19 protein-coding genes are annotated in these 22,328 nt (G+C 59.6%); 14 read left to right on the forward strand and 5 right to left on the reverse strand.

The window, feature by feature from the left end; translation table 11 throughout:
• Window positions 1-12: 12 nt before the first annotated feature.
• The 6 genes from FS804_RS19495 (at window position 13) to FS804_RS19520 (ending at window position 7,610) form a co-directional block, all read left to right on the forward strand.
• Window positions 13-1,011 (forward strand): glycosyltransferase family 2 protein, encoded by a 999-nt coding sequence (locus tag FS804_RS19495; RefSeq protein ID WP_144578555.1) that lies wholly within the window; start codon window positions 13-15, stop codon window positions 1,009-1,011.
• Window positions 1,008-1,952 carry a glycosyltransferase family 2 protein gene (locus FS804_RS19500; RefSeq protein WP_144578556.1) on the forward strand — a complete coding sequence of 315 codons (945 nt, stop codon included), beginning with the start codon at window positions 1,008-1,010 and terminating at the stop codon, window positions 1,950-1,952. Before FS804_RS19495 ends, FS804_RS19500 begins: the two co-directional genes overlap by 4 nt.
• On the forward strand, window positions 1,952-2,947 hold the full coding sequence (locus FS804_RS19505; protein ID WP_144578557.1) for a glycosyltransferase family 2 protein: 996 nt from the start codon (window positions 1,952-1,954) through the stop codon (window positions 2,945-2,947). The genes FS804_RS19500 and FS804_RS19505 overlap by 1 nt, the downstream gene beginning before the upstream one ends.
• A gap of 67 nt (window positions 2,948-3,014) precedes the next feature.
• Complete coding sequence (locus FS804_RS19510) at window positions 3,015-3,920, forward strand: UTP--glucose-1-phosphate uridylyltransferase (protein ID WP_144578558.1); 906 nt, start codon at window positions 3,015-3,017, stop codon at window positions 3,918-3,920.
• 107 nt (window positions 3,921-4,027) lie between these two features.
• Window positions 4,028-6,376 carry a polysaccharide biosynthesis tyrosine autokinase gene (locus FS804_RS19515; RefSeq protein ID WP_186376911.1) on the forward strand — a complete coding sequence of 783 codons (2,349 nt, stop codon included), beginning with the start codon at window positions 4,028-4,030 and terminating at the stop codon, window positions 6,374-6,376.
• Between the two features lie 289 nt (window positions 6,377-6,665).
• Window positions 6,666-7,610, forward strand: coding sequence for a glyoxylate/hydroxypyruvate reductase A (locus FS804_RS19520; RefSeq protein WP_144578559.1), 945 nt, complete (start codon window positions 6,666-6,668; stop codon window positions 7,608-7,610).
• A 66-nt stretch (window positions 7,611-7,676) separates the two neighbouring features.
• On the opposite strand, the gene FS804_RS19525 is transcribed toward FS804_RS19520, so the two are convergent.
• A complete protein-coding gene (locus FS804_RS19525; RefSeq protein WP_144578560.1) occupies window positions 7,677-10,652 on the reverse strand; it encodes a PAS domain-containing protein in 2,976 nt (991 codons plus the stop codon).
• Window positions 10,653-11,016: 364 nt separating this feature from the next.
• On the opposite strand from FS804_RS19525, the gene FS804_RS19530 reads away from it, so the two are divergent.
• The 3 genes from FS804_RS19530 to FS804_RS19540 all read left to right on the forward strand — a co-directional run bounded on the left by FS804_RS19530 (window position 11,017) and on the right by FS804_RS19540 (window position 14,169).
• Window positions 11,017-12,015 carry an ABC transporter substrate-binding protein gene (locus FS804_RS19530; RefSeq protein ID WP_063947126.1) on the forward strand — a complete coding sequence of 333 codons (999 nt, stop codon included), beginning with the start codon at window positions 11,017-11,019 and terminating at the stop codon, window positions 12,013-12,015.
• 212 nt (window positions 12,016-12,227) lie between these two features.
• Window positions 12,228-13,115, forward strand: coding sequence for a proline/glycine betaine ABC transporter permease (locus tag FS804_RS19535; RefSeq protein WP_063947125.1), 888 nt, complete (start codon window positions 12,228-12,230; stop codon window positions 13,113-13,115).
• Window positions 13,108-14,169: a glycine betaine/L-proline ABC transporter ATP-binding protein gene (locus FS804_RS19540; protein ID WP_144578561.1), complete on the forward strand. Its 1,062-nt coding sequence runs from the start codon at window positions 13,108-13,110 to the stop codon at window positions 14,167-14,169. The genes FS804_RS19535 and FS804_RS19540 overlap by 8 nt, the downstream gene beginning before the upstream one ends.
• On the opposite strand, the gene FS804_RS19545 is transcribed toward FS804_RS19540, so the two are convergent.
• Window positions 14,161-15,390, reverse strand: a complete 1,230-nt coding sequence (locus tag FS804_RS19545; RefSeq protein ID WP_144578562.1) for a TIGR03862 family flavoprotein — start codon at window positions 15,388-15,390, stop codon at window positions 14,161-14,163. The genes FS804_RS19540 and FS804_RS19545 overlap by 9 nt on opposite strands.
• A gap of 68 nt (window positions 15,391-15,458) precedes the next feature.
• On the opposite strand from FS804_RS19545, the gene FS804_RS19550 reads away from it, so the two are divergent.
• From FS804_RS19550 to FS804_RS19560, 3 genes are read left to right on the forward strand one after another with little or no spacing between them, the layout of a single operon-like run.
• Window positions 15,459-16,046: a YigZ family protein gene (locus tag FS804_RS19550; protein WP_144578563.1), complete on the forward strand. Its 588-nt coding sequence runs from the start codon at window positions 15,459-15,461 to the stop codon at window positions 16,044-16,046.
• 39 nt (window positions 16,047-16,085) lie between these two features.
• A complete protein-coding gene (locus FS804_RS19555; RefSeq protein WP_144578564.1) occupies window positions 16,086-16,754 on the forward strand; it encodes a pseudouridine synthase in 669 nt (222 codons plus the stop codon).
• 8 nt (window positions 16,755-16,762) lie between these two features.
• Window positions 16,763-17,389, forward strand: a complete 627-nt coding sequence (locus tag FS804_RS19560; protein ID WP_144578565.1) for a class I SAM-dependent methyltransferase — start codon at window positions 16,763-16,765, stop codon at window positions 17,387-17,389.
• On the opposite strand, the gene FS804_RS19565 is transcribed toward FS804_RS19560, so the two are convergent.
• Window positions 17,390-17,575 carry a hypothetical protein gene (locus FS804_RS19565; RefSeq protein WP_063947119.1) on the reverse strand — a complete coding sequence of 62 codons (186 nt, stop codon included), beginning with the start codon at window positions 17,573-17,575 and terminating at the stop codon, window positions 17,390-17,392. It lies immediately after the preceding gene.
• A gap of 183 nt (window positions 17,576-17,758) precedes the next feature.
• Here FS804_RS19565 and FS804_RS19570 point away from each other — a divergent pair, with 183 nt between their 5' ends.
• Together FS804_RS19570 and FS804_RS19575 are read left to right on the forward strand one after the other, a co-directional pair.
• The gene (locus FS804_RS19570; protein WP_144578566.1) at window positions 17,759-18,988 is read left to right on the forward strand and encodes a PQQ-dependent sugar dehydrogenase; all 1,230 of its coding nucleotides are present in this window, start codon (window positions 17,759-17,761) and stop codon (window positions 18,986-18,988) included.
• Between the two features lie 87 nt (window positions 18,989-19,075).
• Window positions 19,076-20,092 (forward strand): DNA topoisomerase IB, encoded by a 1,017-nt coding sequence (locus FS804_RS19575; protein WP_144578567.1) that lies wholly within the window; start codon window positions 19,076-19,078, stop codon window positions 20,090-20,092.
• Between the two features lie 4 nt (window positions 20,093-20,096).
• On the opposite strand, the gene FS804_RS19580 is transcribed toward FS804_RS19575, so the two are convergent.
• Complete coding sequence (locus FS804_RS19580; RefSeq protein ID WP_144578568.1) at window positions 20,097-20,819, reverse strand: response regulator transcription factor; 723 nt, start codon at window positions 20,817-20,819, stop codon at window positions 20,097-20,099.
• Between the two features lies 1 nt (window position 20,820).
• Window positions 20,821-22,056, reverse strand: coding sequence for a GAF domain-containing sensor histidine kinase (locus tag FS804_RS19585; protein WP_063947115.1), 1,236 nt, complete (start codon window positions 22,054-22,056; stop codon window positions 20,821-20,823).
• Window positions 22,057-22,328 lie beyond the last annotated feature (272 nt).

Below are 22,328 nucleotides of genomic sequence, written 5' to 3' on the forward strand. Positions count from 1 at the left end.
AGGGGGCAAATCATGGAAGGTTTCGGTCATTCCGGCATCAGAACGCTGATCGTCATACCCTGCCTCAATGAGGCGAAGACGATCGAGGGGCTGCTTGTCAAATTCACCGGCGCGATGCAGGGTCGCTTGTTCCGCATCGTCGTTGCCGATGGCGGCAGCACGGATGGAACGCGCGACATCGTTGCCGCCTTTGCGGCAAAGGACGAACGCGTCACGCTTCTTGCCAACCCGAAGCGTATCCAGAGCGCAGGCATCAATCTTGCCGTCGCCACCTTCGGCGAGGATTTCGATTACCTCATCCGCATCGACGCCCATGGCGATTATCCCGATGATTATTGCCAGCGGCTGATCGAGGACGCCGAACGGACGGGTGCGGACTCCGTCGTCGTCGCCATGGATACGGTCGGCAACGGCCTGTTCCAGAAGGCCACGGCCATCGCCCAGAATTCCAAGCTCGGCAATGGCGGCTCCAAGCACCGCGAGGGCGCGAAAGGCCATTGGATCGATCACGGCCACCACGCGCTGATGCGGATTGCCGCTTTCGATGCGGTCGGCGGTTATGACGAGAGCTTCAGCCACAATGAGGATGCGGAGCTGGATTTCCGGCTGCGCAAATCCGGGTTCCGCATCTGGATGACCGACAAGACCCGCATGACCTATTATCCGCGCGCCAGCGTCATGCCGCTCTTCAAGCAATATCTCGCCTATGGCCGCGGCCGGGCGAAGAACCTGTTGAAACATCGCTCGATCCCGAAAATCCGCCAGATGATTCCGCTCGCCGTGCTGCCGGTCTTCGTGCTTGCGCTGCTGTCGCTTGTGCACTGGGCGGCACTTATCCCGCTCGGCCTCTGGATTGCCGCATGTGTGGGTTATGGCCTGTGGATGGCAATTGGTCAGAAAAATCCATACGGACCGCTCGCCGCCTTTTCGGCGATGGTGATGCATCTGGCCTGGTCCACCGGCTTCTGGCTGGAACTCCTGAAATTCCGGGAAAGAAAGGCTGTCTCATGACCGACAACACCGTCACCCGTATAGATGATTCGAAAACCGTCGACATCGGCATTTGCACCTACAGACGCCCGGCGCTGGTGGCCACACTTCTGTCACTCTTCGAACTTGAGGTGCCGGAAGGCGTGAAAGTTCGGCTGATTGTTGCCGATAATGACGAGGAGCCAAGCGCCAGGGCAAGCGTCGATCGCCTGCGCGAAACCGCGCCCTTCGAGATCACCTATGTGCATTGCCCGAAATCGAATATTTCGATTGCCCGCAATGCCTGCCTTTCGGAGTGCAAGGCGGATTATCTTGCCTTCATCGATGATGACGAAACCGCCCCGCCGCAATGGCTCAATGCCCTTCTGAAAAAGGCGCACGAGACCGGCGCGGAAGCCGTCCTCGGCCCCGTCACGGCCGTCTATCGGGAAAACGCGCCGGGCTGGATGAAACGCGGCGATTTCCATTCGACGCTTCCGGTCTGGGTGAATGGCGAGATCATCACCGGCTATACCTGCAACACGCTGCTCAGGATGGAAGCACCCTCTGTAAAAGGTCGGCGCTTTGCGCTGGCGCTTGGCCAGAGCGGTGGCGAAGATACGCATTTCTTCTCGCATCTTCACGCCGCTGGCGGTCGTATCGTGTTTGCGGAAGATGCAGTACTGTCCGAACCCGTGCCGGAAAATCGCGCAAGCTTCATGTGGCTTGCCAAGCGCCGCTTTCGCTCCGGTCAGACCCACGGCCGCGTGCTGGCTGAGAAAAAGCCTGGTGCGCGCCGCGTCGTTCAAGTGGTGAAAGCCGGCTCGAAAGTAGTTTATTGCGCCCTCTTCGCTGTCCTGAGCGGTTTCAACGCCGTGCGCCGTAACCGTTATGCGTTGCGTGGCGCACTGCATATGGGTTCAATGAGCGGCGCCTTCGGTGTGCGTGAAATCCGCCAATATGGTGCGGTGGAGGCGACCTGATGGAAAACCTTACCTCGCCGCCCGATATCAGCTTCGTCATCGCTGCCTATAATGCCGCCGATACGATTGAAGCCGCCATTCAAAGCGCACTCGACCAGCAGGGTGTGACGCTGGAAGTGATCGTCGTCGACGACCGGTCCGCCGATGCCACCATTGCGCTCGTGGAAGGTATCGCCATCATCGATCCGCGCGTCCGCCTGCTTGCTCTTGCCGAAAACCTCGGTCCGGGCGGGGCACGCAATGCCGGTATCGAAGCCGCGACCGGACACTGGATCGCCGTGCTCGATTCCGACGATGTCATTCGCCCGGAGCGCTCCGCCTGCATGATGTGCCGGGCGGAAGCCGCCAATGCGGCGATCACTGTTGATAATCTCGATGTGGTCTACACCGATGGGCGACCGATGGAGACGATGTTTCCCGAAGAGTTTCTGGAGGAACGGCCTGTTCTAACATTGGAGGACTTCATTTCCTCTAACATCCTGTTCCGCTCCACCTTCAATTTCGGCTACATGAAACCGATGTTCCGGCGCGATTTCCTCAATAGCGAGGGGCTGCGCTTCCGCGAGGACATCCGCATCGGCGAGGATTACATCCTGCTCGCCTCGGCGCTCGCCGCCGGCGGCCTCTGCGTCATCGAACCGAAGCCGGGCTATATCTACAATATCCGCGAGGGCTCGATTTCGCGCGTGCTTGAACTGCACCACGTTGAGGCGATGATGCGGGCCGATGAGGATTTCCTGAGCCACTATACTCTTCTGCCCACCGCCATGGACGCGCAGCAGGCGAGGACCCGCAGCCTTCAGCTTGCGCATAATTTTCTGACTTTGGTGGAAAACATCAAGCGCCGCTCGGTGCTTGGCGCTTTGAAGACCACGATCAAAGATCCCGCCGTTTTGGGGCATTTGCGGATGCCCATTGCAGTGCGGCTGAGGAGGCTGCGGGACGCGATGTTCGCCCCTGCAGCGAATACAGGGGTGAGAAAGCAGATTTCATAAAATTTGCGCGCGGACCCTGTCTGCGCGGGGACTGGGGACAGATGAAACCTTGATGAAGGAGAACGCGATGGACCTGAACAAAACTGTCAGAAAAGCCGTCATTCCCGTCGCCGGCAACGGCACGCGGTTTTTGCCCGCCACTAAGGCGATGCCGAAGGAAATGCTGACGATCGTGGATCGTCCGGTCGTGCAATATGCTGTCGATGAAGCGATGCAGGCCGGTATCGAGCACATTATTTTCGTCACGAGCCGTAACAAGACCGCCATCGAAGACTATTTCGACAGCGCGCCGGAACTCATCAATACGCTGACCCGCTCCGGCAAGACCGTGCAGGTGTTGCAGCTGGAAAAGATGCTGCCCGTTGCAGGGACCGTCAGCTACACCCGCCAGCAGGTTCCGCTCGGTCTCGGCCACGCCGTCTGGTGTGCGCGCGAACTGGTCGGCAAGGAGCCTTTTGCCCTGCTGCTGCCTGACATGGTCTCCTACGGCGCACGCGGCTGCATTGCCGGTCTGATGGAGCTTTATGACGAAGTCGGTGGCAATATTCTCGGCGTCGAGGAATGCCTGCCGGAAGAAGTCTCTTCCTATGGCGTCGTCGGCGTCGGCCAGAAGGTCAACCACGGCTTTGCCGTCACCGAAATGGTTGAAAAGCCGGAACCATCCAAGGCGCCTTCGAATTATTACCTGAATGGCCGCTATATTCTGCAGCCGGAAATCTTCGATATTCTCGCCAGGCAGGAGCGTGGTGCCGGCAATGAGATTCAGTTGACCGATGGGATGAAACGTCTTGCGGAAAAACAGCCGTTCCACGCGCAGAAATATTCCGGCCGCACCTTTGATTGCGGCAGCAAGCAGGGCTTCATTGCCGCCAACGTCGCCTTTTCGCTGATGCGGGCAGACATGGAAGCACAGGTTCTCGCTTCGGTGAAGGAACTGGTTTCGAACCATGAAAGCCGCGGGAAGGCGGCCTGACTTTAATCGCGCCGCCGGGGAGGCGGTCGGCGCACCAATAACGGGAGGCGGGAAGGCGAGTGTTGCTCGGCTTCCCGCGTACCATTTTTAGTTCACAAGGTAGGTCCATGCACCACAAGACCTTTAAATCCAATATTGGTTTTCCGGAATCCGGCAAGGATTCCGATACGTTTATCGACCTCGACCGCCTGTGGGCCGCCGTGGTGCGCCGCGCCAATGTCATTGCTGCCTCCGTCATTGCCGCCGTGGTCCTCGCAGGCCTCTATCTGGTATTCGCGACCCCTGTTTACACCGCGATGACGCAGGTGCTGCTCGATGAAAGCCTCTCGCGTTACGCCGAAGAGGAATCGCCGGTGCCCGCCGCGCAGATCGTCGACAACCGCATCGCCAGCGCCGTGGAAATCCTGAAATCCAAGGAAATGGCGCTGACCGTCGTCGACAAGGCCAAGCTTGACGAGAACGACACGATCGTCAATCCAGCGATGTCCCCGGTCGAACTCGTCAAATCCTCCGTTCGGGGCATCCTCGACCTCGTGCTGCCGGGCGACCCGCCAGTCTCCGAAGCCGCAATCCGCGCCGGACGCCGCGAAAAGGCCGCCGCCGTGCTGCAGCAGTCGCTGACGGTGGAACGTGTCGGCCGCAGCTCGGTCATCGCCATTTCCACGCGTTCGACAGATCGTCAGCTGGCCGCGCAGATCGCCAAGACCTATGCGCAGGCCTATCTCACCGAACAGCTGAACGCCAATTTCGATGCCAGTGAACGTGCTTCTGTCTGGCTGCAGGAACGTCTGACCGACCTCAATCAGCGCGCCCAGGCGGCGGAACTCGCGGTTCAGAAATTCCGGTCCGACAACAATATCGTATCCTCACGCGGCGAACTGATGTCGGAAAGCCAGCTTGCCGATCTCAATGGCCAGCTGATTGCTGCGCAGGCGGATGCAGCCACGGCATCTGCCCGTTACAATCAATATAAATCGATCATCGACCGTGGACCGGAAACAGCCGTCGACAACGCCGTTGTCTCGGCCCGCGACACCGACAATTCGGTCATTCAGGATCTTCGCAAGCGTTACATTACCATTTCCGACCGGCAGCGCGGCATCGTCCAGCAGTTCGGCGCCGATCATCCGCAGGCGACCGCGCTCGAAGCGGAAAAGAAGGAAGTATCGCAGCAGATTTTCCAGGAGTTGCAGCAGCTGACCGGCAGCTTCAAGAACGAATATGACGTCGCCAATTCGCGCGTTCAGTCATTGCGCGACAGCATCGATAAGGTGGCTGGCCGAAATTCGGAAGCCAATATCACCATGGTGCAGCTGCGCGAGCTCGAGCAGCGGGCGACGGCGTTGCGCACCCTCTATCAGTCCTATCTCGGCCGCTTCGAAGAGGCTTCGCAGAAGCAGTCGCTGCCGATCGCCAAGGCCCGCATCATCTCCGAAGCCGGCCTGCCGACATCCCCTTCCAGCCCGAAAAAGACCATGACCATGGCGCTTTCGGTCATTCTCGGCCTGATGCTGGGCGGTGGTATTGCCGCACTTCTGGAGTTCCGGGATCGCTTCTTCCACACCGGCAACGACGTGCGTGACAATCTGCGCATGCGCTTTCTGGGTTACCTTCCCTTCATCGGGGAACGAGGCGTCGAAAATGCCAAAACCGGCAATAGCGCCGCCACTCCTGGCGGGGAGAACGCAACACTTGACGAAAGCGGGCAAGTCTCGTTCCAGAAAATGCTGCGCCTTGCGGTCGACAGCCCCCGCTCCAGCTTTGCGGAAACATTGCGTAACGTGAAGCTGACGGCCGATGTCGTCATTCAGGAACGCCAGTGCAGGGTCATCGGCGTCATTTCCTGCCTGCCGAACGAAGGCAAGTCGGTCGTAGCGCTCAATCTCGCCGGCCTGATCGCCTCGACCGGTAAGCGCACGCTTGTCGTGGATGCCGATATCCGCAACCCCGGGCTTAGCCGTATGCTGACGACACGCCAATCCGCCGGTCTGGTGGAAGTGGTGCTCGATGAAGTTCCGTGGACGCAGGCGGTAAAGGTGGATACCCGCACGAAAATGGGCATCCTGCCGGTTTCGACCAGCAACCAGTTCGCCCATTCGAGCGAGTTGCTCTCCTCGTCCGGCATGCGCAAATTCATCGACTCCGCCCGCGAGGCCTGCGATTACATCATCGTTGACCTTGCCCCCGTGGTTCCCGTCATCGATGCCAAGGCCTTTGCGCCGCAGGTGGATGGCTTTGTCTTCGTCACCGAATGGGGCAAGACGCCGATCCAGATGGTGCAGAACCTCATGGCCAACGAACCGCAGATCGCCAACAAAACGCTCGGCATCGTGCTCAACAAGACCGACATGACGGAACTTCAGCGCTATGCCGGCCCCGGTGGTTCGGAGCATTATCACGAGAAATTCTCGGCCTATTACGGCGACGCAAAACCGCCGGTTAAGGAAGATGCCTGATCATGAAACGGCCCGGTGAAGAGCGGGCTGTCGACACGAAGGCAACTCGGGAACTGGGCGATCCAGCAAACTTACCATCCCACGCCGTCACCCCGGCCTTCGAGCCGGGGAACAGCCATCCAAGTCGTTGGCTGAGGAGAACCTGTCCGCATGGCAGGCGCGCGTCGGCTGGACGCCGATCGCGTCCGGCATGACTGGAGAAACGTAAAATCCCGCCTGTGGCCTATGCATTTCTTCCAAAATTGCGCATTGATGGCGTGCCATCAAAATCGCAAGCAGGACCAATGCCATGCCATCACCTATCGCCTTTGTTTCACGGATGAATGCGGAAACGGAAACCGTGTGGAAACAGGCGCTGCGCGCCGCAATGCCGCAGGAGGTGATTCTCTCCTTTTCAGAATTGACGGACGAGCAAAGGCGTGTCGTGGATTTTGCCATCGTCGCCAATCCAGATCCGGCCGATATCGCGGCCCTTCCCGGCCTGACCTGGATTCACAGCCTCTGGGCGGGCGTCGAGCGGCTGGTGCTGGAATTGGGAGAAAAGGCGCCGCCTATCGTCCGGCTTAAAGACCCGGAGCTTTCCCGCGTCATGGCCGAAGCAGTGCTTGCATGGACCTATTATCTACAGCGCGACATGCCAGCATACCGCGAGAACCAGCAAAAAGCGTTGTGGCAGGAGCTGGACTACCGCCATCCCGCCGAGACGACCGTTGGGCTCCTCGGTCTCGGTGCGCTTGGCATGGCGGCTGCGGACCGTCTCATCCATGCTGGTTTTAATGTTGCCGGCTGGAGCCGATCGGAAAAGGCAATCCCAGGTGTGGAAACCCTGAATGGAGACGATGGCCTTCAGGCATTGTTGGAAAAAAGCGACATTCTCGTCTGCCTCGTCCCGCTCACGGACGCAACGCGCGGCCTTCTCAACGCCGACCGTCTGGCAGCAATGAAACCGGGAGCAGCCGTGATCAATTTCGCCCGCGGCGCGGTGATCGTCGCAGATGACCTGATTTCAGCGCTCGATTCCGGCAGGCTGTCCCACGCCGTACTCGATGTATTCGAGCAGGAACCGCTGCCCGTGGACTCACCATTCTGGCAGCACCCGAAAGTCACCGCCCTGCCGCATATCTCTGCGCCGACAAGCCGTGAAAGTTCGGCACGGATCGTTGCGGGCAATGTCCGCGCCTGGCGGGAAAGCGGCAAACTTCCAGAAACCGTCGATATGGCTCGCGGTTACTAGGGCACGCCCCGCACGCAGGGGGCGTCCCGCTTCTGCGATCCGAGCCGGGCCGCGACGGCTGGCGGCTTACTCCGCCAGCTCGCTTTTTGTGCTGTGTGCCTGTCGGACTGCTGAAACGATTTGTTGCTCGTCGTAGGGCTTTGTCAGGAGCACGGCATTTTCGGGCGCGCCCTCAGGCAGATTGCTGTCGCCGGTCGCAAACACGACGGCTAGCCCCGGTTTGCGGCGCAGGGCCTCCACTGCCAGCTCACCCCCCATCATGTCGGGCAGGCCAAGATCGGTAACGAGAACGTCAACGCGGTCCGCCTCGATCACCAGAAGCGCCTCAGCGGCATTTCCGGCTTCGATGACGGCAAAGCCGCTATCCGACAGCATCTCCGTCGAGTTCATCCGGATCAGTTCATCATCCTCCACCAGAAGAACCCGTACTGAGCGGTTTTCCTTCTCCGCTGCGCCGGGAAGTCCCGACGATTTCGCGTGACCCGGCGCGGCGGCCGGCCGCGCTCTTGCCAGGGAAACCTGCTTGCGGTTGGCGATGACATGGCGAATGCGCCGTGCCAGCGCTTCGCGCGTATACGGCTTGGAGAGAAGCTCGACCCCGGCATCCAGCTTGCCGCCGTGGACGATTGAGTTTTCGGTGTAACCCGAGGTGAAGAGAACGGCAAGATTGGGCAGCCGTTCCTGTGCGCGGCGGGCCATTTCCCTGCTTTTCAGAGGCCCCGGCATGACCACGTCGGTGAAAATGACGTCGATCGGAATACCGCTTTCCACCACGGTCAAACCCGCCTGCGCATCTCGCGCCGTCAGCACCCGATAGCCAAGGTCGCCAAGCGTCTCGACGACAGTATTGCGCACCTCCTCGTCATCCTCGACCACCAGGATGGTCTCTGTTCCACCCTCAATGGGACCGGTCGGCATGACCACTTCCCTGTCCTCATCGGCAGCGGAGCGCGGCAGATACATCTTTACCGTCGTGCCCTGCCCTACCTCGCTGTAGATGTTGACGTGGCCGCTGGACTGTTTGGCAAAACCATAAACCATCGAAAGGCCAAGGCCGGTGCCCTTGCCCTCCGGCTTCGTTGAAAAGAACGGTTCAAACACCTTTTCGAGAACCTCCGGCGACATGCCGGAGCCGGTATCGGTGACGGCGAGCATCACATATTGTCCCGGCGAAACGTCCGAATGCTTGCGGGCATAATCGCGGTCGAGAACCGCATTTCCGACTTCGATAGTCAGTTTCCCGTGACCTTCCATGGCGTCGCGCGCATTGATCGCGAGATTGAGAAGGGCGTTCTCCACCTGGTTGGGGTCGGCATAGGTATTCCAGAGACCACCAGAGGTGATGACTTCCACTTCGATTGCCTCACCGAGCGACCGGCGCAGCAGATCGTCCATCCCCGTGACGAAACGGGAAATGTTGATGACCCGCGGTTCCAGCGCCTGACGACGGCCGAAGGCCAAAAGCTGGCTGGCGAGCTTCGCGCCCCGATGGACGCCCGCCAGCGCGTTCTCCAGCCGCCGTTCGGCGCGCTCATTGCCGATCACGTCCTTCGACAGCAATTGCAGATTTCCGGCAATCACCTGAAGAAGATTGTTGAAATCATGCGCCACACCGCCAGTCAGTTGCCCGATGGATTCCATCTTCTGCGACTGCAACAGGGCTTTTTCCGCCTGGCGCCGCTCCGCCATTTCCGCCTCGACCCTGGCCTCAAGACCTTCATTCAATTGCCGAAGCTGCTCTTCCGCCCTGATTCGGTGGCGAATCTCGCGCTCGAGGTTGCTGGCATGTTCTTTGAGCGTATCCTCAGCCTGACGCTGTTCGGTGATGTCCGTGTGGACCCCCACCCATTCGGCAATCGCACCATTCTTATCAAAGATCGGAACCCCACGGATTGCAAACGTCCGATAGACGCCATCGTGACGGCGCACGCGGTGCTCCCAGATATAGGTCGACTTCTCGGCGACAGCGTTGTTCCAGCTATCCACCGACCCCTGCCGGTCGTCCGGATGCACGGCATCGGCCCAGCCAAAACCCTGGTATTCTTCAGCCGTCTGACCTGTCAACGCCGCCCAGGCAGGCTGTTCTCCCAACATTCTGCCATCGGCGCTGTTGGTCCAAAGCACCCCGTGCACCGCCTCCACCGCCGCCCGGAAACGGTTATTGCTGATGAGGATTTCCTGCTCGGACCGCTTGCGGTCTTCGATATCGATGATCAGAACATAGATCCCGTCGACGGAACCATCGGCGACGTAACGCGGCATATAGCGGATTTCGGCGGCGCGTGTGGTGCCATCCGGCCGGCGGATGACCGTGTCGGAGACGATGCTCTCACCGTTGAGCGCCCGATCGAGATAGGGTTTGCGCGCGGCAAAAAACTCTTCGCCGACGATATCGGGAACACTGTGGCCAATTACCTCATCGGCGCTGCGGCCAAACCACTCCAGATAGCCATCATTGGCGAATTTATAGACGTAATTGCAGTCCACATACCCGACCAAAATGGGCAGTGCATTGGTAAGCCGGCTAAGCTCCAGGCGGCTCTGCTCCAGCGCTTCTAGCGCCCTCACCTTGTCAGTGTTTTCCAGCACGGTGCACAGAACGCCATCGACTGTGCCGCCTTCATTGTAGATCGGCGTGTAGAACAGATCGAAGATCACCTCTTCCGGTGCGCCATGTCGCATCAGCGTCATCGGCTGGTCGCGGTAGGCCATGACCTCACCGCGAAAACCGGCTTCGAGAATACGGCTGTTCCAGTCCCAGATTTCCGGCCAGATGCCAGGCACCGTGCCGCCAAGCGCCTGAGGATGATAATTACCGGCGATCTCCGCATAACCGTCATTGTAGATCATCACATGATCGCGGCCCCACATCAGCACCTGCGGAATGGGTGAATTGACGACGGAATTGGCTTTTTGTCTCAGATTTTGTGGCCAGTCACAGATCGGACCGAGCGAGGTCTTCGACCAGTCGAAGCGGCGCACAAGCTCACCCGTTTCACCGCCGCCGATGGGCCATACCGGGGCAGCACGAAGATTGGTCATTCAACATCACCACAAAAATCGAGAGGAAATCTCCCGTAATACAGAACAGGATAAAAGTCCAAGAGAACAGAAACTTCGTTGGTTTGTTCCCTGCTTTTTCAAAAAAATGAAAAAGTTCCATCGGTTTGAAAATTTCTCGGCGCTGCTGCTAATCAACCATTTATTTCAAAGCCTTCACGCCAGAATTTTTTCCCGAATACCCCTGCAATGGCGCCTTCTCCTCAGGGTGAGCATCCTCAATACGCCAGAAATTGCCGCAAACGGAATGGCGACAAACGAATTATTAAGCCTCAATAAGGGTGCTGGCGGTCGCGGTGCCGTCAGCGCCCGGGTCTTCGCCACACCGCGACCAGAGGGAACAACAATGAAAATACTTTTGGGTGCCACAATTCTTTCCGCAGGCTTCGCCTTTTCAGGCGGCGCAGCTTATGCTGCCGATTGCGGAAGCGTTACAATCGCCAGCATGAACTGGCAGTCGGCTGAAGTTGCCGCCAATCTGGACAAGTTCATCCTTGAGAAGGGCTACGGCTGCTCTGCCGAAATCGTCACTGGCGACACCGTACCGACATTGACCTCCATGGCCGAGAAAGGCCAGCCTGATATCGCCCCTGAGGCCTGGGTCAGCCTGCAGCCGGAAATCGTCAAGCAGGGTCTCGAAGGTGGCAAGGTGGTCGCGGCCGCTAAAATCCTTTCGGACGGCGCTGTCCAGGGCTGGTGGATTCCGAAATATGTTGCCGAGGCCAATCCGGATTTGAAGACCATTCCTGACCTCTTCAAGCATCCTGAACTTTTCCCGTCGCCGGAAGACAAATCCAAGGGCGCTGTATTCAACGGCCCGCAGGGCTGGGGCGGTACCGTGGTCACTGCGCAGCTTTTCAAGGCGTTTGGCGGCGAAAAGGCCGGCTTTACGCTTGTTGACACCGGCTCTGCCGCCGGTCTCGATGGCTCTGTCGCCAAGGCCTATGAAGCAAAGCAGCCGTGGGTCGGCTACTACTGGGCTCCAACCTCACTGCTCGGCAAATATGAAATGGTGAAGCTCGGGTTCGGAACCGAATATGACGCGGCCGAATGGAAGCGCTGTACTTCGGTTGCCGATTGCGCCGATCCAAAGCCGAACGCCTGGCCGATCGACGACGTGCAGACACTGGTCAGCAAATCCTTTGCCGATCGTTCCGGCCCTGCCATGGATTACCTCAACAAGCGCGCCTGGACCAACGCCACCGTCAACAAGCTGATCGCCTGGATGACGGATAATCAAGCAACCGGCGAGGACGGCGCAAAGCATTTCCTGAAAGAGAACGAAGACCTCTGGAAGGGCTGGGTTTCTCCCGAAGTCGCTGAAAAGGTCAAGGCCGCCCTCTAAGAGCGCGTGCTTACATATCTGCCCGGTATCGGCGCCTGTCAACGGCGGCGCCGAGCCGTATCGGCTATCCCGGCTCTGGCGGGATAGCCGATACAGCGGGTTCAACAGAGTGTTCTGCCCGCGATTAGCCGGCACCCGACGCTCTGGCGATTTTACTCCCGAAGCGCGGAGGACGTTGGTCCCCGCCTCCGGTTCGTCATGGAGAACAGGATATGGAATGGCTTTTCAAATTTCCGACCATGAATGACGATTCTCTGCGCGCGCTGAAAAAAGTCATCGACGAAGGTTTCCGGGCTTTTACCCGAACCTATGGCGGCGCAATCGAGGGGCTGTTTACACCCCTTCAGAGCTTCCTCATCTGGGCGGAAAGGCTTTTGATCGGCGCGCCCTGGCCGGTCGTTATTCTTATTGTCGGCGCTCTTGCCTGGTTCGGCAGCCGCAGTGCCACCATTGTTTCGCTCTGTTGCGGCATTCTCTTCGCCATCGGCTGGTTTGGCATGTGGGAAGACACGATGAAGACAGTCTCGATGATCTTCGTCTGCGCGGTGCTGTCCATCGTCGTCGGGTTGCCGATCGGCATTGCCATGGCGCGTTCCAACCGCCTGCAGAACGTGATCAATCCCGTTCTCGACGTCATGCAGACGATGCCGAGTTTCGTCTATCTCATCCCCGTCGTGATGCTGCTTGGCATCGGCCGCGTGCCCGGCGTTATCGCCGTCGTCATTTACGCCATTCCGCCGATGATCCGTCTTACCAATCTCGGTATCCGCATGGTTGACCGCGATGTCCTGGAAGCGGCCGACGCCTTTGGTTCTTCCAATCGCCAGAAGCTTTTCAAGGTGCAACTGCCGCTCGCTCTTCCCACGATCATGGCTGGCATCAACCAGACCATCATGATGGCGCTCGCCATGGTCGTCATCGCCTCCATGATCGGCGTCCAGGGGCTTGGCCAGCCGGTGCTGAAAGCCATCGCCAACCAGTACTTCACGCTCGGCGTCTTCAACGGGCTTGCCATCGTCGGCATCGCCATCATCTTCGACCGCATCAGCCAGGCCTATGGCCTTCGCCTGCAAAAACACCGGGAAGTGGCGCATGGCTAGTCAATCGATCGAAATTCGCAGCCTCTACAAGATCTTCGGCCCCAAGGCGGGGGACTATGTCGAACCCGTCAAAGCCGGCATGTCCAAGTCCGATCTCAACGCCAAACATGGTCATGTGCTCGGCCTGCGTGATATCAACATCACCATGCCGGGCGGCCAGATCACTGTCATCATGGGCCTTTCCGGCTCCGGCAAATCGACGCTGATCCGCCACGTCAACCGGCTCATCGACCCGACGGCCGGTGAAATCCTCTACGGCGGCACCGATGTCTGCCGTCTGAATGAAGCGGATCTTCTGGAGTTTCGCCGACACAAGACGGCGATGGTCTTCCAGAAATTCGGCCTCCTGCCTCACCGAAACGTGCTGCAAAACGTTGTCTATGGCCTTGAGGTGCAGGGCGTCGACAAGCGTGAGCGCGAAGAAAGGGCAGAGGTCTGGATCAGGCGTGTGGGCCTCGAAGGTTTTTCGAACCATTATCCCAACCAGCTCTCCGGCGGCATGCAGCAGCGCGTCGGGCTCGCCCGCGCGCTAACCAACAACGCCGAAATCCTTCTCATGGACGAAGCATACTCGGCCCTCGATCCGCTTATCCGCGTGGATATGCAGACGGTGCTGCTGGAACTGCAGAAGGAACTGAAGAAGACTGTCGTCTTCATCACCCACGATCTCGACGAAGCGCTGCGGCTCGGTGACAAAATCGCCATCCTGCGCGATGGCGAGATCATCCAGCAGGGCACTGCGGCCGAAATCGTCATGTCGCCCGCCGACAGCTATATCGAAGCCTTCGTGGAAGAGGTCAACCGAGGCCGCGTTATCCGCCTCGGCGCCGTCGTACAGCCGGAATTTACCGGCCAGTCCCGCCTTCAGCTCGATGCGGACATGACGGTGGAAGAAGGCCTGCGCGCCCTCGTCCGGGAAAATGTCAGCAGCGCCACCGTGGTGGGGGACAATGGCAAGACACTTGGAGCAATAACCACCGATGCCATCATGCGCTGCCTCGTCAGAACCGCACATGGCGAGGAGGCCGGCACGGCTGAACGTCTGTCAGGCTGAGCCCTCAAGCCATGCGGCCATGCCCTTTGCAGCGGCCTTGCCGGTGGCGAAGCAGGCGGTCAGGAGATACCCCCCTGTCGGCGCTTCCCAGTCCAGCATTTCCCCGGCAGCAAAAATGCCGGGGAGCTTCTCCAGCATATAGTTCTGATCAAGGCCGCTCCATGCGATACCGCCGGCCGACGAGATTGCCTCGGCGATCGGTCTGGTCCGCAGAAGCGGAATCTCCGTGTGCTTTATGCTCGCCGCGACGACCGCATCCGGCATCGTCGCGATATCAGGATAGATTTCCCGTAGCATCCCCACCTTGACGGGCGAAAGACCACCCGCCTTGCGCATGCGGTTTGCGAAACTCTTCTTGCGGCCGAGCTTCGCCAGGTCGCGGCCCAGCCGTTCGGCGGTTCGGCCGGGGGCAAGGTCGACAGCAAGCGACCCTTTGCCGGTCTCCTCCAGCCGGTCGCGTAGTGCTGCCGAATGCGCATAGATGACGCTGCCCTCGATACCATGTTTCGTTATGACGAACTCGCCTTGAAAGGCTCCGGCGGGGGAACTGGTCACGGTGGATTTTACAGCCTCACCGGCAAAGCGCTCGCTGAAAATCTCGCTCCAGTCGACATCGAAACCGCAATTGGCGGGACGGAATGGGACAATTTCCACCTCCTTCTCCAACAGCACCGGCACCCAGGCAGCGTCGGAGCCCAGCCGGGGCCAGCTTGCGCCACCGAGCGCCATCAGCACGGCGTCAGCCTTAAAAGCAAGGTCGCCCTCCGGTGTCGCAAACACCAATCGATCGTCGGAAAAGCCCATCCAGCGGTGACGCGTCCGGATGGTCACACTCTGTGCCTCCAGCCTTGCAAGCCAGGCCCGCAGCAGCGGCGAAGCCTTCATGACCTTGGGGAAGACGCGCCCGGAGGTGCCGACAAAGGTTTCCTGTCCCAGCCCCAGCGCCCAGTCGCGCAACCTATCGGGCGTGAAATCATCGAGGGCGGCGCGCAGCCGCATTTCCGCTTCGCCAAAGCGCTGGCGGAAACTGTCATAGCCTTCGGCATGGGTAATGTTGAGGCCAGATTTCCCGGCCATGAGCAATTTGCGCGCCACGGTCGGCATCGCCTCGAACACGGTCACGGCATGGCCGGCGGCTGAAAGCACTTCCGCCGCCATCAAGCCTGCCGGGCCACCGCCGACAATGGCGACCTGCCTTGCCTCGCCCAAAACCCTCTCCATGCTTAGTTTCACTGTTCCGTGCCTTATACCGATTTCCGCGTGCGAATATATGCGATAATGAAACGTCCATGTTCACGCTCGACCGCCCCGTCACCTATTCGCAGGATATCAAGAAAAGCCGCTTCCTCGCCTTTGCTGCACCCGTCACGAGCGAAGAAGACGCGAAGACCTTTCTGGCAGCGCATTCCGATCCCAATGCGAACCATAATTGCTGGGCGTGGCGAAGCGGCCAGACCTATCGCTTCAGCGACGACGGCGAGCCGTCGGGCACGGCAGGCAAGCCGATCCTTCAGGCCATCGACGGTCAGGCGCTCGACAATGTCGCGGTCTTGGTCATCCGCTGGTTCGGCGGCATCCTGCTTGGCAGCGGCGGGTTGATGCGGGCCTATGGCGGCACCGCGGCAGCGTGCCTGCGGCTTGGCGAAACCTCCCCTGTCATTGCCTATGTCAGCGCAACGTTAACCTGCCCATTCTCGGATCTCGCGCTGGTGAAATCGCGGCTTTCCGCGGCGCCGAACCTGCGGCTGGAAAAAGAAGACTTTACCGGCACGGGCGCGGATATGCTGCTCTCGGTTCCAGCCGAGGACGCTGAAAGGCTCACCCGGCTTCTCAGCGACCTTACGAGCGGCCGCGTCAACCTGCAAATTCCAGATTAGAGCGCCTGTCCGAGCCCGCAATTCATGTTATGGAAGCGCATGTCTTCAGAGCTATCGAACCCCATTTATAACCCGCCGCTCGATCCATGGCTCACCATCGTGCACCGAGACAACGATCTGCTGGTGCTGGATAAGCAGAGCGGACTTCTCTCAGTGCCGGGGCGCGATCCTGCGCTTTCCGACAGCCTGATGACGCGGGTCCAAAAAGAGTTCCCGAAAGCGCTGATGATCAACCGCCTGGACAAGGACACATCTGGAATCGTCCTGATGTCCCTAAACCGCAAGGCCCATGCGGCAATTGCGTCACAGTTTGAAAACCGCCAGACGCGAAAATCCTACGTGGCAATTGTCTGGGGCGAGGTGAAGGGCGAAGAGGGTGAAGTGGACCTGCCACTTGCCATCGATCCCGAGAACAAACCGCGCCACCTGGTCGACCATGAAAATGGCAAGCCGGCGCAAAGTCTCTGGCGGGTGCTCGAGCGTTTGCCACTTCCGGCAACCCGACTGGCGCTGACGCCTCTCACCGGCCGCACGCATCAATTGCGGGTCCACATGAAGGCGCTTGGCCACCCCATTCTCGGCGACGACTTCTATGCCGAGGGGGATGCACGCATTGCCGCCCCGCGCCTCATGTTGCATGCACAGGAAGTCGGCTTCCGCCATCCCGATGGTCGTGACGTCACCTACACCGTGGCCTGTCCGTTTTGAGGCCCGAGATGAAAGAACCGAACGAGAGCTTCGTGGTGGATTTCGTCGGCGGCGCGGTCGGACACCGTTTCCGTTCCGGCGAGGGGCGCGGGCAGGCCTTGCCCAAGGCCGCCGGTTTCACCAAAGGCCGCACGCCAAGGATCGTGGATGCCACGGCCGGGCTGGGGCGGGATGCCTTCCTGCTCGCATCGCTCGGAGCGGAGGTCACCCTTATCGAACGCTCGCCAGACATGCATGCGCATCTCGCCGATGGTATCCGGCGCGCAATGGAGGCGGGCGGCGCCTACGCTGAAGCTGCGGCCCGCATGACACTGGTCCATGGCGATTCGCGGTATCTACTGAAGGAACTTGCACCGGAAGTGGTCATCGTCGACCCCATGCATCCTCCTCGCCACAATACGGCGCTGGTGAAAAAAGAAATGCGAGTGTTGAGAGAGCTCGTCGGGGCAGATCAGGATCAGGTGGAACTTATGGAGACTGCGCTGGAAAATGCCACAAAACGTGTCGTCCTGAAATGGCCGTTGCGCGCTGATCCGATGCCGGGCATTCGCAAGCCCTCCCACCAGATAACGGGTAAAAACACCCGTTACGACGTCTTCATGATCTTTGGAAAGTCGGTCGATAAAGACGGCTGATCAGCGAAAGTTGGGCTTGCGCTGAGCATTCATCAGCAATTCGTGGCGCGATGCGAAGTCGCCGAATAGCTTCCTCAGCCGCGATTCTTCAGCCTTATCCAGCCTGTAACGGCGGCAGAATTCCGCAACGTTCAGGATCGGTTTGGTCTGGTTCCCATCTATCGTCTTGTTGTCAATGATCTGCATGTCACCCTCCGTCTAACCGATGCCAAACGCGGCCAAAGGAATAGGGTTCCGTATGAATTCCTACGGGTTAGAAAAAGTGCCAGGGCTGCACACGCGATGATCAAGTTTTCTTGAAACTATCGAACGAAACGAATTCCTTCCCAGATGGTTTTTCGCGAGACCTTAACGAAGGAAGGGAGACCCATGTTCCATAAGACCCGATTTCTGAGCTCAACGATCCTGTGTGCCTTCTTTGCCTTGCCGCTTGCCGGGATCGCCCACGCCCAGACCGCTCCGGCTGCCGAAACGAAACGGCCGAATGCGCCGGATCAGAAACCGGCCTTTGAGGGACAGACGCGCGCTCCCCAAGCCGCAAACCAGCCAAACGTGGAAAAAACCGTCGTTGCAGAGGGTCTGCCGCATCTCTGGTCCATGGAATTTCTGCCAGACGGTCGTATGATCGTTGCTGCCAAGCAAGGCGCCATGCATATAGTCGCAGATGGCAAGGCGGGCCCGGCGCTGGAAGGTGTGCCTGAGGTTGCGTCCGACGGACAGGGCGGTCTTCTCGATATCGCGCTGGCGCCCGACTTCGAGACATCCCGTAAGATCTTCTTCTCCTTTTCCGAACCACGCGAGGGCGGCAACGGTACGTCCGTTGCCTCTGCGAGATTGAGTGAAGAGGGCGGTGCGGCAAAACTGGAGGATGTCTCGGTAATCTTCCGCCAGATGCCGACCTATGACGGCGACAAACATTTCGGCTCCCGCCTCGTCTTCGGCCCCAACAACGAGCTTTACGTCACTGTTGGCGAGCGGTCGGACGCAACGCCCCGCGTTCAGGCGCAGGATTTGTCGAGTGGTCTCGGCAAGGTTTTCCGCATCGATGCCAACGGCAAGGCATTTGAGGGCAATCCCTTCGCCGGCCAGCAGGACGCTCTGCCGGAAATTTGGAGCTATGGCCATCGCAACCTTCAATCGGCGGCCCTCGACGGCCAAGGCCGACTGTGGACCGTCGAGCATGGACCGAAGGGCGGCGATGAGCTGAACCTTCCAAAGGCAGGGCTGAACTATGGCTGGCCAGTCATCACCTATGGCATCGAATATAGCGGCGGCGAAGTGGGTGAAGGTATCACCGCCAAGGAAGGCATGGAGCAGCCCGTATACTATTGGGACCCCGTTATCGGCCCCTCCGGCATGGCCTTTTATGACGGTGACCAGATACCTGAATGGAAGGGCGCCTTCATCGTTGGCGGCCTGGTCAGCCAGGGTCTGGTCATCCTGCACACCGATGGCGACAAGGTTGCGACTGAAAGCCGACTGCCGCTGGAGGCGCGCATTCGCGATGTGAAAGTCGGCCCGGACGGCGCCGTCTATGCCGTGACCGAAGAGCGCGGCGGCGGCAACTCACAGATTTTGCGGATCGCCAGGGCCGGCTGATTAAACCCACAACAGGAAGGACGGGCTGCCGGAACGAAGGTGGCCTGTTTTTCGTTTCCCGCAACCTCAAACGTGCCGGAAACAACCATGCCACAGCCGCCTACCCGTCTTCTTGCCAAAATCGGCCTTGCCTATGTCAACGATCAGGAACCGGGTATCGCTCGCGAAAAGCGCGGGCGTGGCTTCTGCTATCGCCTTCCGGGCGGCGAACTTCTTTCCGACAGCGTCGAACTGAAACGCATCAAGTCGCTGGGTGTGCCGCCCGCTTACAGGGATGTCTGGATCTGCATTGATCCTGCCGGGCATCTTCAGGCAACCGGTTTCGACGCGCGGGGACGCAAGCAATATCGTTATCATCCCGACTGGCATGCGCTACGCGGAGAAACCAAATTCTTCCAGCTGAAAAGCTTCGGCAAGGCATTGCCCGCCATCCGCCGGCGCGCGCTGGCGGACGTCGGAAAACAGGACCACGGGCAGGAGATGACGCTTGCCGCGCTCACACTGCTGCTCGACGCCGCCTATCTGCGCGTCGGCAACCGCTCCTATCTCGAAACCAACGGCACCTATGGCGCGACGACCCTGCTCAAGCGCCACGTGTCCTTTGGTGAGACAATCGAGTTGCGCTTTGCTGCCAAGGGCGGGCAGAAGGTGAAACGGCAGCTGCGTCATCCGCGCCTTCAGAAAATCCTCGAGGAGATCGCCGATCTTCCCGGCAAGGAGCTTTTCGTCTGGCAGGATAGCGAAAACCGGGTGCATTCCGTCGATTCCAGCGACCTCAACGCCTACCTCGCGCGCATTGGCGGCCAGGGCATTTCAGCCAAAACCTTCCGCACCTGGGGCGGAACACTCGCTGCCTTCTGCAACGCGATGGAACATGTGGCGGCGGGTGAAAAACCGAGCATCAAGGGCATGTGCCAGGCAGCGGCGGCGGAGCTTTCAAACACACCGGCGATCTGCCGCAAGAGCTATGTGCATCCCGCCGTCCTCGACATCGCGACGGAAGAAAAGGCCCAGAAAAAGCTCAGCCGCATCTTGAAGGTCGGGGCAAAACCCGTCTCGGGCCTCAGGGCGGATGAAAGACGGCTGCTGGCCTTCCTCCCCTGATAACTCAACGGCTCCCCGCCCATTCCGACAGGTCTCGCTCGGCCCGTTCCAGCGCGCTGTAATTCAAAAGCTTGCGCAGGAATGCCACGGTAACGGCGCGCGTTCGAAGATTAAATCGGCCTTCCGCCTCCTCATCACCGGCCGCCTGATGCACGTTCAGCTTTTCGTAGAGGCTTTGCAGCCGGTTCTGCACGCTGCGCAGCGACAGGTTTCGGCGGCGCGCAATCGCCTTGTCGGTGAGGCCCAGCGCGACATCGATGAGGATTTCATATTCGGAATCAGTGAAACCGTGGGCCTTGCCGAGGCTCTTCTCCTGCAACCCGCGCACCTCCCGGTCGATCACGCATTGCGCCTCGATGAAGATGCTCCTGAGCGCCAGCCGCAGGCGATCGTCGGAAGCAGATTTCAGCACATACCCATAGGCGGCACCTTCGGGCACGATGCGGGAAACACCGCGCACATAGGCCTCGTCGGAATAATTGGACCAGAACAGGATGCGGGTATCGGGCCTTTCCTTCCAGATGGTGCGCGCCGCCTCGATGCCGTTGCGCTCGTTCATCTGCAAATCCATGACGATGTGAGCCGCCCGATTTTCGCGCGCGAGCTTCTCGCCCGCCCTGCCATTTGCCGCCTCCAGAACATTGTCGCATTCCGGCAGCGCCGCCCTCACGGCCTCACTCAGATAGGCGCGGTGCAGCACATCGTCCTCAACGATCAGCACGTCCATGTCAAACATCCTCCCGGACATCGAAAGCACCTCGCGGCAGCGTAACAGTGATGCGGGTGCCCGCTCCGGCTTCATTGCCGGAAATATCAAAACGTGCCGAAATCAGCCGTGCCCTTGTCTTCATATTGCCAATGCCGAGACCGCCGGAGGCAGCATTGTCACCGCCGCCATTGCCGTCATCGCTCACGGTCACCCTCAACCCGCCATCAACCGCGGAGAGCGTCACGGCGATCGTATCCGGCTGGGCATGCCTGATGGCGTTGTTGACCGCCTCCTGCACGATGCGGAACAGCGAGATCGCCACCGTCTTGTCGAGCCTCTCCACCAGGCCGTCGGTCTCATCGGTGACAGACCACTCTATAACCGAGCCGCTATCGCGCACCGAGCGGTCGACATAGGTCTCGATCGCCTCAACGACGCCGAACAATTGCAGGATCGAGGGTTTTGCTTCCTCGATGATCTCGCGCAGGTCCTGCATGCAATGTTGAAGGCTCCGGACAACCGGTTCCAGCATATCGCCCGACATATCCGCCGAATGGCTCATGCGCTCGATACGTCGCGCCAGTCTCGTCAGATCGGCCAGCGTCTGATCGTGGAGATCCATGCCGATCCGCTGACGTTCGGCCTCAAGAGCCTCCGTCAATTGCAGGGCGCCGAGGCGAAGTCCTTCTTCGCGAGCATTGGCACGCGCCTCCTCGATGGCTGAACGTTTTGCCTGTTCGGCGGCGCGGATGGCATAAAAATAGGGTGCCAGCAGATCCGCCACTGCGCGCGCGTTGGCCACGTCCTCCATCGTATAGGCATTGGCTCGATGGCATGAGCAGCTGAGCGCACCAATGATATCGCCGTGCACCTTCATCGGAACGTGCAGACGGCTATGCAGGTCGAGTTCATGGATGGGACTGGAAAAGGCGCCCTTGAAGTGAAATCGGGGATCGGCGCAGGCATCGCTGCTCAGAAGATGCTCGACCTCTCCGGACAGGAGGGAGCGGATGGGACTTCCGGTCAAAAGTGCAGGCGGGTGTTTGCTCCAGGCGCTGACAAGCCCGCTCTCATAGGCGATGTGGTACTTGTCATCCAGCTGCTTGATGCAAACATCCATGTGGTCATGCGGGATGATATGACTGATCTCGGTCGCAACCGCCTGAATAATGGCGTTGAATTCCAGCTGCCCGGCCAGCAGGCGCGAAATGCCCATGTAGTGATGAAAAAGCGCGCTTTTCGGCGTATCCAACATTTGCCGACGCCCTCCCAAGCGCCTGCCGAATCGACATCGGGCGGCGCAGGTTTAAGCACACTAGAGCGCCGCATCATCCATTCTGCGCCCGGAATGCCGTTTCGTCCTGCGGGTTCCCGCATGCTTTCTGCGGAAACCCGCAGTAAGATTGCCGTGATCCGCCTATACAAGCCAAATCTTATTGGTCATTCTTGCTTGTACTGGGGAACGGAGCTCCAGTGCAACGGGATTTCGTCTGCCGCCGAGGAGATTTGTGGCAGAGGAGGGTTCCG

The sequence above is a fragment of the Agrobacterium sp. DE0009 genome, from assembly GCF_007680755.1.
In the GTDB taxonomy this organism is placed as follows: Bacteria; Pseudomonadota; Alphaproteobacteria; order Rhizobiales; family Rhizobiaceae; genus Agrobacterium; species Agrobacterium tumefaciens_B.